Genomic DNA, 12,759 nt, shown 5'->3' on the forward strand with positions numbered 1-12,759 from the left:
CGTACTACTTATAAGTGGTCAGGCCAGTTAGACCCCGCCACGTACATCCTGCTCATAGCCGGCAAACAGCGCAGCGCGCATTACTACACGTCTTGCCGTTGCGGCTACCGGACCATCTACCCATTGATCATCCGGTGTGGAAGCATCTTGGCTAGCTGCTTTAGCAAGCAACGCTTCAGCCGCTGCCACGTCTGCAACCGAGGGAGAGAAGTACTCGTGCACCACGGGTGTTTGACGTGCATTCACTACACATTTAGCTTGCAAACCTACGCTACGAGCCCAAGCCAGATCAGCTTTGAATGCTTCTTCATTTTTGAAGTTGAAGGGGCAATCAATAGCGACCACGCCTGCGGCACGACATTCGATCACAAAGCGTTGACGAATGGCGTATAGCGCCGTGCCTGTAGCACTACGTTCCAACCACAAGTCAGCACTAAGGTCTTCTGCTGCCAACAAGCAAGCCGATACACGTGGTGAGGCTTTCAGCACTGCCGTGCAATTCACCAATGCCAACGCAGATTCCAACGTAGGAATGATCTCGGTTTGGCCTGCTGTCAGACCAAACTTAGCTTCCCACTCAGTAATGGCTGCATCCAATGCAGCGATCTGTGCAGCATGCTCGGAGTGAGGCAACAAAATAGCTTGCGGTGCCGCAGCCATAATACCTGCCAAATCTTCGTGACCGTCTTCTTCCAACTTATTAATACGCACTGCAGCAACCTTGCCCGCCGCTTTGCAAGCGGCGAACAGGTCATGCAGACGTTGGCGTGCTACGGGTCTGTCTTCTGGACGAGTGAACTCCTCCAGATCCGCCACCACCACATCAGCCATGCCTTCTACAGCAGCTTGGTGGGCTGCTTGGTCCATACCTGGCACAAACTGCCAGGAACGACGCAATGCAGGCGGACGACGTAACAATGAGAACGCTTGTGTCATGCTTGGTCTCCTACGCTACGGTGTTCGGCAAGAACATCACCAGGGATGGCACGAACATCAACAGCATCAAGACGGACAACATCGCCAACACCATCCACGACAGCGGACGCAAGGTTTGCACCATACGAATACCACCGATTCGACACGCTGCCAGCAAGTCCACACCCAACGGCGGTGTGTTAGCACCAATCGCCAAGTTAACCACCAACAAAATACCAAAGTGCACAGGATCAATACCGAAGTGGTGAATCGCAGGCATCACAACAGGAGCCACGATAATAATCAGCGCGATAGCTTCCATGAAGGTACCCAATACCAGCAGTACAGCCATGATCAACAGCAATACGCCGTATTTGCTATCAGTGAAGTTCACCAAGAATTGAGCCAAGCTGTGTGGCAACTGTTCTGCAATCAGAATCCATGCGAACAACGCTGCTGCACCGATAATCAACAGAATAGATGCGCTGATTTCAGCTGTAACTTTCAGGTCGTTCCACAGTTTTTTCAGGGACAGAGAACGGTACCAGAATGCACCAATCAGCAGGGCGTACACAATCGCGCTGGATGCAGCTTCAGTTGCGGTAAAGATACCGAACCTAATACCACCAATAATCAGCACAGGCACCATCAATGCAGGCAATGCATCAATGAAAGAGGTACGCAGTTCTTTGGCGTTGAAAGGTTGACCACCACTCCAGCCGTGTTTACGAGACATCCAGATCGCAACCACGATCAAGGACAAGCCCAGCAACAGACCTGGAATAATACCAGCCATGAACAGTTTGCCCACGGACGTATCGGTAATCGTGCCGTAGACAATCAGCACAATGCTAGGAGGAATAATGGTGGAGCTCGCCCCAGCACACCCGATCAGCGCTGCACTAAAGCCACGATCATAGCCACGCTGCGCCATCGTTGGCAGCATCAAGCTACCAATAGCTACTACATCAGCCACGCCCGAACCGGACAATGCACCAAACATCATACAAGCCAGAACAGCCACGATCGCCAAGCCACCGGGTACATCACCCACGATGGCTGCACACAAACGTACGATACGTTGTGTCAGACCAGCACTGTTCATCAACTGCGCCGCCAACACAAACAGCGGGATGGCGAGCAATGTAAAACTATCTAAACCGGAAACAAACTGTTGGGCGGCAACCATCGTAGGTGCGGCATCAAACAACAGCAAGTAGGCTACGGAAGCCAGTACCAGGCCGAAGGCCACTGGCACGTCGATTAATAGGGTTACAGCAAAAATACCAAGAAGCGCTAAAGCACCTAACGACATGATCAGCTCTCCTTCGCTTCATCCGAAACCAGCCCGAACAATTGTCCCAGCTGAACGATCACCATGGCAGCACATGCCACGGGTAATGCTAAGTAGACATACCCTGCATCCACGCCAATGGCGGGTAAAGGTTGTCCCATTGTCAATTCACTCAGTTCCCAGCCGGCGTAACCCAATACGGCCAGACCAAAAATCATGGCGACATCCCCAATCTTGCGCACGAAATCTTGCAGTGGGCCATCAGGTAGGATGGTGGACAGCAAACCTGCTGTTAAATGAGAACGACGGTACGTACATGCCACGCCGCCCAAGAAAGCACTCCATACCAAGATGAAGCGAGGCAATTCTTCTGCCCAATGTGGGGTCTGATGCCAGCCGAAACGCAGCACCACCACATAACTGATCAACACCGCCATTAGGGCTGCCCCAAGCGCTGCCAAGTACAGGCAGGCGTGGGACAAACCGGCGATTAGTCGCCGTATAACCATTATTTAGTTCTCCTGACGGTATTTCTGCAAAGTATCCATCAGGTCTTGACCAAATACTTTCTCGTACTCAGCCCACACTGGTTGTACCGCTTCCATGAATGGAGCTGGGTCAACCGTATTCACTTTCATACCTTTTTCTTCTAACAGACGAACAAATTCCAATTCGCCTTCTTGAACCATCTCGCGCTGTTTGTCACGCCATGTAGCGGCAGCTTCCAAAATGATTGCTTTGTCTTCGTCAGAGATTTTCTTCCAGATAGGTTTGGAGATAATCAAGCTGGCAGGACCCCATACGTGGCCTGTCAAAGAAGCGTACTGCTGCACGTCAAAGAAAGACGATGTGTAGATGATGGACAGAGGGTTCTCTTGTGCATCAAACACTTTTTGCTGCAATGCGGAGTACAACTCACCGAAAGCCAAAGGAGCTGGGTTTGCGCCTAACGCTGTGAAGGTATCCAAACGCATTTTGTCTGGAGTCACACGTGTTTTCAGGCCAACCATGTCAGCTGGTGTGTTGATAGGGCCGCGGTTGTTTGTCATGTGACGGAAACCGTTTTCCCACCAAGATACGATAACCAGGTTGCGTTTGTCGGCCAATTCAGCCAATTGCTCACCCAGTTCACCGTCGTACGCGTTGTACGCTTGTTGAACGTTAGCCCATGTGTAAGGCAGTTCTACGATACCGAATTTGGCATCAATAGGTTGCAGGGAACCGCTACCGATAATCGCTGCGCCTTGGCTACCAATTTGCAGACCTTCCAGCATGGTTTTTTCATTACCAAGCTGACCGCTAGGGTAAGTCACGAAATTAACGCGACCATCTGTACGCTCTTTAACTTCTTGAGCGAACCCGTCTGCAGCCACACCCCAACTATGGTTAGGTGCCAACACGTGGCCCAGTTTGATATCCAATGCGTGTGCTGGAGCCATCGCCAACAGCGATGCACCTGTCATGACTAAACCGAATAAGGATTTCTTCAGTCTCATTCCCTTCTCCTAAGAACAGCCTAAATAAGGCGGCTAACCTATACCTTCATTTCCAAAATCAACGCGTAAACGCGCCAAGATGCTAACCAAGTGGTCATGCATCGCAGATCGAGCTCGCACTTTGTCGCGAGACTTGATGGCATCCAAAATACGGCCATGTTCCATTTGGGCTTTTTCCCAAACATTGGCATCTACAAAATGTTTTTCCATGCGCGAGAACATAGGACTGTGTAATGCCAGTTCCCATACGTGCGCGATAGTGGCTGCCAAGGCACTGTTGCCACAGGCCGCGGCAATGGCCATATGAAAAGCCCTGTCTTCGTGCGCCGGCGTGGAACTACCTTCCATGCTTTCGTACGCAGCCTGAATGGCTTGCAGTTGTTCTTCCGTGGCGAGCGCAGCAGCCAATTCGGCACTTTCCGGCTCTAACAACAAACGGGTTTCCAACAAACCAAAGGGGCCAAAATCATTGTCTACTTGAGCAGGCTGACTCACATCGGAGCTTTGATTCAGGTGACGTTGCTGGTCGCTCAGTACAAATACCCCTGTACCCACGCGTACCGCTACATACCCTTCTAATTCCAATGCAATCAACGCTTCGCGGATGGAGGCACGGCTAACTTGTAGCTGCTCTGCCAATTCGCGCTCAGACGGCAGCCTACTTCCTACAGGAAACTCGCCCTGCTGGATTTTTGAGGCAATTTGATCGGCGATAACCCGATACAAACGCGGCACTGCGACGGCTTCAAAAACGCTCATGATTGTTCCACATTATTCTGGCCTAGTGGTCAGGCCACTAAGCTACCTGATACCACGGCAATTAATCAAGAAAAAAAAACCAAACCTAGGGTTAACCATCAGTACCTAATGGCACCTTCACCTCACTCTGAGTCAGAATCATAACGAAAAAAGAGGAATCTCCGCAGGTTTGACTGAAATCTGTACACAAAGTGCGCAAAAAAGCCCCACAACAGAAGTCGTGGGGCAACCTAACTAACGGACTAAAAAGGTTGAAACTGGTCAGGCCAGAGAGATGGCTAGATCAACATACCACCATCAATGGCATACACAGACCCTGTGGTGTAGCGTGCGCCAGCCAAATACACCACCAAATCGGCTATTTCATCAGGCGTACCTAAACGCCCCATAGGCTGGCGAGCAATAAACGCCGTCATGGCTGCATCGTAATCGCCTGTAGCAGCCAAACGCTGGTCTAACGACGGACTTTGCACCGTGCCGGGGCAAATGGCGTTACACCGTATGCCTTGGGTGACATAATCGGCCGCTATGGACTTAGTTAAGCCTATCACCGCCGCTTTGGTTGTTCCGTAGGAGCAGCGATTAATTACCCCCTTCAATGAACTGACTACTGAGGCCACATTGATGATGCTGCCATCACCCCGTTCCAGCATGCCAGGCAGCACCGCTTGTACGGTGCGCACCATAGATTTCACGTTCAGATCAAAGGCCACGTCAAAATCTTCTTCCGTCGCCTGCAACACGGTGCCATTTTGCACATAACCCGCACAGTTAAACAGTATGTCCATTGCCCCTATGCGTTTTACTACGGTATCAATTTCGTTTCGGTCACGCACATTCATACGATAAGTAACAATAGAGGAGCACTGTGCACGCAATACCTGCAATGCGTCCTCATCTATATCGGTGGCATACACAGTGGCACCTGCTCGCGCCAATGCCAACGCCGATGCCTGACCTATACCGTGTGCCGCTGCCGTCACCAGTACTACTTTTCCTTGTAGACTCATTTTGCACTCCCACAGGTAGCCGATGCCTTACACATCGGCTAGTTCGGATAGATTACTGGTTACGAATAGCAGCTAAAGACTCTTGCACGCGCTGTACTACGTCTTCACCAATTTCAGCTTTGTGCTTGTCGTACACCACCTGTGATTTTTCCAACATACGTTTCTGCTCGTCGGGGGTTAACTCGTTAACCTGTACACCTGCCGCTTTAATAGTGGCTAAAGACTGCGCCGACAACTCTCGAATTGCTTTTCGCTGTACATCGCGCCCCACAATCGCGCATTCACGCAAAGCGGCTTGTTCTTCTGGCGAGTATTTATCCAAGATACGTTTAGAGAACAACACCAAGAACGGCGTGTAAGCATGGTTAGTCACCGACACGTATTTCTGCACTTCAAAAAACTTTGATGTATCAATGGTCACGAAGGGGTTTTCCTGACCATCAATCGCCCCCGTTTCCAGAGCCGAGAAAATCTCGCCAAATGCCATAGGCGTTGGATTGGCCCCTAAGTTGTTAAAGGTATCCAAGAAAATATTGTTCTGCATCACACGCAGTTTGATGCCATTGAAGTCTTCCCATTTCTCGATGGGGCGCTTGGAGTTGCTGAATTGGCGGAAACCATTTTCCCAATACGCTAAGTTCACCAAGCCCTGTTCAGCTAACTTCTCATTGATAAAGTCACCAAATGCGCCATCTTGAATCGCATCGGCCTCTTCGTCATTGGCAAACAAGAAAGGTAAGTCAAACACCCCCAACGCTGGCACTAACCCCACCAAGGGTGACGACGACGTAATTACCGCCTCTTGGGTACCTGAGCGCAATGCTTGTGTAGCCTGAATGTCGCCTCCTAACGAACCACTCCAATACGCTGTCAGTTTCATCTGACCGCCTGATTTCTCTTGCAGGCAGGCATTAAAGGCCTCTACGCCATTACCCACAGGGTGCTCCGCATTCAGTCCGTTAGAAATACGGATATTGCGTTTAGCAAAATCGGCATGTGCAGGCAAGGCCGCGCTCAGACCTATTAGGGCAATCATGCTGCTTAGTACAAGTTTTTTCATGTCTTTGTCTCCTTAGTTCAGAATCTGCCTACCTTCTAGGGCAAGCTTCAATACAGCCACTTCATGGGTACGGTAATGATTTCAGGTACGGCTACGAACAGCATTAACAGCAGGAAATAGCCCAACAGGAATGGCCCCACACCCACAATGACCTTCCCCAATGGCACTTTGGCTACGCCACTGACTACGTTTAGCACTACGCCTACGGGAGGCGTCAGCAAACTAATGCAGGTATTCATCACAAACATCACCCCGAAGTACACCGGATCAATGCCTGCCATCTTCACGATAGGCAGCAACACAGGGGTCAGAATCAATAGCGTGGGAGTGAGATCCAATGCGGTACCAATCACAAAAATCAGCAGCATCATGATCAACATCAGCACCTTGGGATGCTCAATAAAAGGCTCTAAGAAACCACCTAGCTCGGCAGGAATATCCGCTGCGGTAATCAACCAAGCTGATACCAATGCTGCAGCAACCAAGAACATCACTACCGCAGTGGTTTTGGCCGAGCGCAGCAACACGGTATAAAGATCGCGTAAACGCAGCTCTTTATACACAAAGGTACCAACTAGCCAGGCATACACTGCCGCAATCACCGCCGCCTCGGTAGGAGTCACCATGCCCATGCGTATACCACCCAGTACGATCACAGGCATACCCAAGGCCCACGACGCACGTGCGGTGGCTTGTAAACGTTCTTTACCTGATCGTTTGGGAAGCGTTGTGCTGGTGCTATTGCGCCCTACTACCATCCAAATCACTACCAAGGTCAGTGCCATCAACAAGCCCGGCACAATACCCGCCATAAACAAACGCGAGATAGAAACGTTGGCAGCCACACCGAAAATAATGAAGGCCATTGAGGGGGGAATTACCGGTGCAATCACACCACCTGCTGCAATCACCCCAGCAGAACGCGGCACGTTATAGCCCGCTTCGCGCATCATAGGTACCAGAATCGCAGCCAATGCGGCGGAGTCGGCGACAGCAGAGCCAGACAAACTCGCCATAATCACCGCCGCCACAATGGCTACCAAGCCCAAGCCCCCTTTGATATGACCCACACACGCTAAGGCAAAATCAATGATGCGACGGGACAAGCCTCCCGAGTTCATCAACTCGCCCGCCAAGAGGAAAAACGGTATCGCCAATAAAGTAAAGGTATCTGCCCCCGAGATCATGTTTTGCGCCACGATTTGGGCATTAAACATATCCAATTGCAGCATTAGCATCAGCGAACAAAAGATCAACGCGAAGGCAACAGGCACGCCTATAGCCATGGCTCCCAGTAATGAAGCCACAAAAATCAGTAATGTCATGGTGAGCTTACTCCGCGCTAGACCCGTGGCCGCCTGCAAAGCGGTCTAACTCTACGTCACTGACTTTACCGGTCAGCACCGTTAGCAATCGGAAGCCGGCGATCACAAACACCCCCACACCCGTGAACATACCTATGCCATACACCCATGCCAACGAGAGGCCGGTGACAGGAGCATACATTGTTGCGTTCACCTCTAACTGTTCCCATGTACCTGCTGCAAAAATGTAGGCACACGCCATAATGATGAGGTTAGTGGCCGCCATACAGATCAACTGACCGTTGCGTGATAAGCGGGAAGTAAGGGTTTCAATACCCATATGACTATGCTCTTTGAAGGTCAGCACAGCCCCAGTGAAGGTCAGCCAGACGAAGAAGAAACGGGACAATTCTTCTGAGATCATCCATCCGGTGTTAAACGCGTAGCGCAGCACCACGTTGCCAAATACCATGACCACCATGCCGGCGAGCAGGATGGCCAGCACTAGGCCAAGAAAACGGTAAAACCAATCTATTATCCACTGCATGTACCTTGACTCCTTTGTGTTTATATCGGTGCATCTGCAGCTTCTCCCTACCGTCTTGGCATGAGGAAAACCTACAGCTCGCGCGGCTTATAGAGTGCCGCTTTGTCTTCTGCCTGCAATTTGACACGCTGTGCACCACCCAAAATATGGGCTTCCATGGCTTTACGGGCTCCCTCCACATCCCTTCTGGCTATGGCATCGCGCACAGCTACGTGTTCATCAATAGTGATTTTGACTATTTCGTCTCGCTCGTAATAATTGCGCGACGTATTCATGGCTTGATGCATCTTTTCACTAATAAAACCAATAAACAGCGGGAAGTATTCATTGCCCGTTGCATTGGCAACCTCGGAGTGAAAATCCAAGTCGGCCACTACGCCATCATCACTCCACTTATCGGCATGAATCATGCGGTTTAGTGCATCATCAATACGCGCCATTTCCTCCTCGGTATGGTGCTGTGCAGCCAAACCAGCCGCCTCCACTTCCAGCACACTACGTAACTGGAACAGGCTGCGAAATGCTTCAGGCTCATTTAGCGACAAGTCGTCTAAACGTAAAAACTGTCGGCGTTCTGGCTCGGTAATAAACGCCCCTACCCCACGTCTGGTTTCAACTAGTCCTTCGTGACGTAGCTGTGCAATGGCTTCACGCACTACTGTGCGGCTCACACCAAAGCTCTCAGACAACTCACTTTCTGTGGGTAATCGGTCCCCTGCTTTCAACTGTCCCTGTACCACTTTGTCGTAGATCTGGCGGGCAATCATCGCTGGCAAACTTTCCACACGCTGGATCTGATCAAAAATAGCCATGACTGACATTTCTCCTTGGGCTGACACTAGCTGAAAATAGCGAGTGTGCCTTGTAAGCGCACATAGCGTCCAGTCAGGACAACAAACAACCGGGATTCATGATGTTTTTTGGGTCTACACACTGCTTTAATTTGTGCATCAAAATTTTCTGTGCCGCATCGGCATAATGCTCAAAGGTATGTTTTTTTAGTCGCCCCACACCATGCTCGGCACTGAAGCTACCGTTAAACGTCATCACGCATTCAGTAATGATGTCGCCCCCCGCTGCGATTAATTCCATGCGCTGCTCAGTCGTAAACTCTGCAGGTGGCAATACATTGACATGCACATTGCCATCACCGATGTGGCCGTAGCCCACTACTAATGAAGTAGGAAAAGCCTGCTGTAATCGTTGCTGTATCTGCTCAACAAACTCGGCCATACGAGAAATTGATACCGACACATCAGAGCGCAAATGCAACCCACGTAAGGCTTGGGCTTCATTCACGGCTTCGCGGTAACGCCATAAGGTGGCAGCTTGTGTTTGGGTGTGGGCAATAACCGCATCTTGTAATAGACCGTCTTCCATCACGCGCTCTAAAAAACCTTCCAAAATACCGGCTACATCTACCAGCTCAGCTCCTGAAAACTCCACTAACACATAGGTAGAGTGGGTAAGCGACATGGGGGCTGTGGTGTCTGGCAATGCTTCTTGCGCAAGCGTTAATACGTTTTGCGGCATCAATTCGAAGGCTGTCATTAGGTCGCCACAACGTTTTCGTGCTTGCAAATACAACTGCACTGCATCGTGTACTGAATCCAAGGCCAATAAGGCGGTCACTACATTTTGCGGTAAGGGCGACAAGCGTAAAGATGCGGCGGTCACGATGCCTAAAGCCCCTTCCGCACCAATAAAGAACTGGTTCACATCGACACCACGGTTATCTTTACGCAAGCCCTTCAGGTTGTGCAGCACGCTGCCATCTGGCAGTACCACTTCTAAGCCCAGCACTTGCTCGCGCATCATGCCATAGCGCAAGACGTTCACCCCACCAGCGTTGGTGCTGATATTGCCGCCTATTTGGCAACTTCCCTCTGCACCCAAGGAAACAGGGAACAAAAACCCTTGTGCGGCAGCAGCGTCTTGCACCGTTTGCAAAATGCAGCCTGCCTCTACGGTCATAGCGTAGTTGTCGTGGTCCATATCTCTAATGGCATTCATACGCCCTAGCCCCAGCACGATGACACGCATATCGGTACCCAGAGGCAACGCCCCCAACACCAGCCCCGTGTTCCCCCCTTGCGGAACTACGGCAATTGCTTGTTCCGCACAGTAGCGCACTACGTTTTGTACTTGCTCTGTATTAGCAGGCATCACCACCGCCAACGCAGCAGCTACGTGATCACCATGCCAATCACGTAAACACGGCTCAGCACGCGCATCATCGCCTGGCCACACATGCTCGCCCCCCACTAACTGCCGCAACTGCGCACATACGGTAACTGCATCGTGACGATCTACGGGCGTTTCAGCTGCCGTTGGCGAGTAGGAGTGTGCGTTCAATTTTTTTCTTTCCTGTAGGGATGAAGTGTGGTCATTTTGGGATTGACCTGCACTTTTAAACCAGACATCATATTGTCAGACAACTAAACTATAGAAAAAAAGCCTGATGACTCTAATCGGGTTTTACCCTAAGAGGAGACAAACAACATGCGTATTGCCATCATTGGTGCCGCTGGCATGATAGGTTTCAAGCTGACCAACCATTTGCTACAACACGGTTTAGCCGCCAGCTCGCCCATACAATCTATGCAACTGTATGACGTCAGCCCTGCCTTACCCATGCCACTGGCGTCAGACCGCTACCAGTATCACTGCATTGATTTCTCTAGCCCTCAGGCAGCAGAAAAAATTGTGCATGATAGGCCCGATCTGATCATTCATCTGGCGGCTATCGTTTCAGGCGAAGCCGAAAAGGACTTCGACAAAGGTTATGCCATCAACTTAGCGGGTAGCCATCAATTATTTGAGGCTATACGCCACGCCCATCAAGAAGATGGTTATTACCCACGCATGGTGTTTGCATCCTCGATTGCCGTGGTGGGTGCTCCCCTGCCTTTTCCAATTCCTGACGACTTTCACCTCACCCCGCTTACCAGCTATGGCACACAAAAAGCCATTACCGAGCTGCTGTTAGCCGATTATTCCCGCCGTGGGTTTATGGATGGCGTAGGCATACGTTTACCCACTATCTGCGTGCGCCCCGGCAAACCCAATGCGGCAGCATCCGGATTTTTCTCGTCCATTATTCGCGAACCGTTAAACGGCCAAACCGCCATCTTGCCGGTAGACCCTAACGTTAGGCACTGGCACGCTTCCCCACGTTCAGCCGTGAACTTCTTTTTGCATGCCGCAACCATGGACACCGCACCATTAGGGGCCAGACGCTCACTCTTTATGCCCGGGGTAAGCGTAACCGTAGACGAACAAATCCAAGCCTTGCGACGTATAGCGGGTGACGAGGCCACGCGTCTGATCCAGTACCAACCCAATCCAGACATTCAAAGAATGGTCACAGGCTGGGCCCCTGGCTTCGACGCCAAACGGGCCCTTGCCTTAGGCTTTAGCGCCGAGCAAAATTTCGATGAGATCATTCAACAATACATTGACGACGAAATGAGGGCCGGAGCATGACTACTACACCACAACCACGCATCGCTTTTTTGGGTACAGGCTTGATGGGCGCACCCATGTGCGCCAACTTACGTAAAAAGGGCTTTGAACTCTGGGTATGGAATCGCAGCCCTGAAAAAGCAGAAGCCTTGGTGCCACTGGGCGCCACGCTTGCACACAGCGCCGCCGAAGCCGTCAGCCACGCCGATGTGGTGTTCACCATGCTTAGCAATGACGAGGCCGTAGAAAACCTAGTGCTAGATCCTGCCATTATCGCCGCCGCCAAACCCGGCACGGTCTTTATAGACAGCAGTTCTACCCGCCCCGCTACGGCTAAAAAACTGGCAGCAGCCCTAGCACAGCATCAATTGCACTTTATTGATTGCCCGGTATCGGGTGGCGTGAAAGGAGCACAAGAAGGCACGCTAGCGTTGATGGCTGGCGGCCCTGCAGCACTGATTGACTCTTTAGCACCCATTTTTGCCGCCTTAGGGCGATTAACCCGTGTAGGTGATCACGGTGCAGGGCAAGTCGCTAAATTGGCTAACCAACAAATTGTAGCCATCACCATAGGTGCCATTGCCGAGGCCATGACGCTAGTATCACGCTCGGGTGGCTCTGGCGCCGCATTCAGAGACGCCATTCGTGGTGGTTTTGCCGAAAGCACCATCTTGGCACTGCATGGCGAACGCATGATCAACCGCAACTTCGAGCCCGGTGGCCCCTGCAAGCACCAATACAAAGACCTACGCAACATACAGTCGCAAATGGCCTTGCATCAGTTGGAACTGCCTTTAACCTCTAGTGTGACCGAGCTGTTCGGCACCTTATGCGAAAACGGTGGCGCTGATTTGGACCATAGCGCTTTGCTGCTACAGATTGAATCTCTGAATCCCAAGGAGGGTTAGC

General features: G+C 51.2%; 13 protein-coding genes. 2 read left to right on the forward strand and 11 right to left on the reverse strand.

Annotated features, from left to right (window positions below):
- Nucleotides 1-27 precede the first annotated feature (27 nt).
- The 11 genes from AC3QL0_RS14300 to AC3QL0_RS14350 all read right to left on the reverse strand — a co-directional run bounded on the left by AC3QL0_RS14300 (nt 28) and on the right by AC3QL0_RS14350 (nt 10,740).
- Nucleotides 28-936: an HpcH/HpaI aldolase/citrate lyase family protein gene (locus AC3QL0_RS14300; RefSeq protein ID WP_493009072.1), complete on the reverse strand. Its 909-nt coding sequence runs from the start codon at nt 934-936 to the stop codon at nt 28-30.
- A gap of 10 nt (nt 937-946) precedes the next feature.
- Nucleotides 947-2,230, reverse strand: a complete 1,284-nt coding sequence (locus AC3QL0_RS14305; RefSeq protein ID WP_493009073.1) for a TRAP transporter large permease — start codon at nt 2,228-2,230, stop codon at nt 947-949.
- A gap of 2 nt (nt 2,231-2,232) precedes the next feature.
- Nucleotides 2,233-2,718 carry a TRAP transporter small permease gene (locus tag AC3QL0_RS14310; protein ID WP_430220948.1) on the reverse strand — a complete coding sequence of 162 codons (486 nt, stop codon included), beginning with the start codon at nt 2,716-2,718 and terminating at the stop codon, nt 2,233-2,235.
- 3 nt (nt 2,719-2,721) lie between these two features.
- Nucleotides 2,722-3,705: a TRAP transporter substrate-binding protein gene (locus tag AC3QL0_RS14315; RefSeq protein ID WP_430220949.1), complete on the reverse strand. Its 984-nt coding sequence runs from the start codon at nt 3,703-3,705 to the stop codon at nt 2,722-2,724.
- Nucleotides 3,706-3,738: 33 nt separating this feature from the next.
- Nucleotides 3,739-4,464, reverse strand: a complete 726-nt coding sequence (locus AC3QL0_RS14320; RefSeq protein WP_493009074.1) for a FadR/GntR family transcriptional regulator — start codon at nt 4,462-4,464, stop codon at nt 3,739-3,741.
- A gap of 278 nt (nt 4,465-4,742) precedes the next feature.
- Nucleotides 4,743-5,474 (reverse strand): SDR family oxidoreductase, encoded by a 732-nt coding sequence (locus AC3QL0_RS14325; protein ID WP_493009075.1) that lies wholly within the window; start codon nt 5,472-5,474, stop codon nt 4,743-4,745.
- A gap of 52 nt (nt 5,475-5,526) precedes the next feature.
- A complete protein-coding gene (locus AC3QL0_RS14330) occupies nt 5,527-6,534 on the reverse strand; it encodes a TRAP transporter substrate-binding protein (RefSeq protein ID WP_493009076.1) in 1,008 nt (335 codons plus the stop codon).
- 47 nt (nt 6,535-6,581) lie between these two features.
- Nucleotides 6,582-7,859 (reverse strand): TRAP transporter large permease, encoded by a 1,278-nt coding sequence (locus AC3QL0_RS14335; RefSeq protein ID WP_493009077.1) that lies wholly within the window; start codon nt 7,857-7,859, stop codon nt 6,582-6,584.
- 7 nt (nt 7,860-7,866) lie between these two features.
- Nucleotides 7,867-8,385: a TRAP transporter small permease gene (locus AC3QL0_RS14340; RefSeq protein WP_493009078.1), complete on the reverse strand. Its 519-nt coding sequence runs from the start codon at nt 8,383-8,385 to the stop codon at nt 7,867-7,869.
- Between the two features lie 71 nt (nt 8,386-8,456).
- Nucleotides 8,457-9,197 carry a FadR/GntR family transcriptional regulator gene (locus tag AC3QL0_RS14345; protein WP_493009079.1) on the reverse strand — a complete coding sequence of 247 codons (741 nt, stop codon included), beginning with the start codon at nt 9,195-9,197 and terminating at the stop codon, nt 8,457-8,459.
- A gap of 73 nt (nt 9,198-9,270) precedes the next feature.
- Complete coding sequence (locus tag AC3QL0_RS14350; RefSeq protein WP_493009080.1) at nt 9,271-10,740, reverse strand: FAD-binding oxidoreductase; 1,470 nt, start codon at nt 10,738-10,740, stop codon at nt 9,271-9,273.
- A 147-nt stretch (nt 10,741-10,887) separates the two neighbouring features.
- Here AC3QL0_RS14350 and denD point away from each other — a divergent pair, with 147 nt between their 5' ends.
- Both denD and AC3QL0_RS14360 read left to right on the forward strand, forming a co-directional pair.
- The gene (gene denD / locus AC3QL0_RS14355) at nt 10,888-11,871 is read left to right on the forward strand and encodes a D-erythronate dehydrogenase (RefSeq protein ID WP_493009081.1); all 984 of its coding nucleotides are present in this window, start codon (nt 10,888-10,890) and stop codon (nt 11,869-11,871) included.
- Entirely contained in the window at nt 11,868-12,758 is an 891-nt protein-coding gene (locus tag AC3QL0_RS14360) for an NAD(P)-dependent oxidoreductase (protein WP_493009082.1), read from the forward strand. Before denD ends, AC3QL0_RS14360 begins: the two co-directional genes overlap by 4 nt.
- Nucleotide 12,759: the final 1 nt, after the last annotated feature.

The sequence above is a fragment of the Paenalcaligenes sp. GW821-LYS-B07-1 genome (genome assembly GCF_058803365.1).

Excerpts from the sequence above, each read along its gene's own strand:
- AC3QL0_RS14300 (WP_493009072.1), bottom strand. The coding sequence starts at position 936 with ATGACACAAGCGTTCTCATTGTTACGTCGTCCGCCTGCATTGCGTCGT.
- AC3QL0_RS14305 (WP_493009073.1), bottom strand. The coding sequence starts at position 2,230 with ATGTCGTTAGGTGCTTTAGCGCTTCTTGGTATTTTTGCTGTAACCCTA.
- AC3QL0_RS14310 (WP_430220948.1), bottom strand. The coding sequence starts at position 2,718 with ATGGTTATACGGCGACTAATCGCCGGTTTGTCCCACGCCTGCCTGTAC.
- AC3QL0_RS14315 (WP_430220949.1), bottom strand. The coding sequence starts at position 3,705 with ATGAGACTGAAGAAATCCTTATTCGGTTTAGTCATGACAGGTGCATCG.
- AC3QL0_RS14320 (WP_493009074.1), bottom strand. The coding sequence starts at position 4,464 with ATGAGCGTTTTTGAAGCCGTCGCAGTGCCGCGTTTGTATCGGGTTATC.
- AC3QL0_RS14325 (WP_493009075.1), bottom strand. The coding sequence starts at position 5,474 with ATGAGTCTACAAGGAAAAGTAGTACTGGTGACGGCAGCGGCACACGGT.
- AC3QL0_RS14330 (WP_493009076.1), bottom strand. The coding sequence starts at position 6,534 with ATGAAAAAACTTGTACTAAGCAGCATGATTGCCCTAATAGGTCTGAGC.
- AC3QL0_RS14335 (WP_493009077.1), bottom strand. The coding sequence starts at position 7,859 with ATGACATTACTGATTTTTGTGGCTTCATTACTGGGAGCCATGGCTATA.
- AC3QL0_RS14340 (WP_493009078.1), bottom strand. The coding sequence starts at position 8,385 with ATGCAGTGGATAATAGATTGGTTTTACCGTTTTCTTGGCCTAGTGCTG.
- AC3QL0_RS14345 (WP_493009079.1), bottom strand. The coding sequence starts at position 9,197 with ATGGCTATTTTTGATCAGATCCAGCGTGTGGAAAGTTTGCCAGCGATG.
- denD (WP_493009081.1), top strand. The coding sequence starts at position 10,888 with ATGCGTATTGCCATCATTGGTGCCGCTGGCATGATAGGTTTCAAGCTG.
- AC3QL0_RS14360 (WP_493009082.1), top strand. The coding sequence starts at position 11,868 with ATGACTACTACACCACAACCACGCATCGCTTTTTTGGGTACAGGCTTG.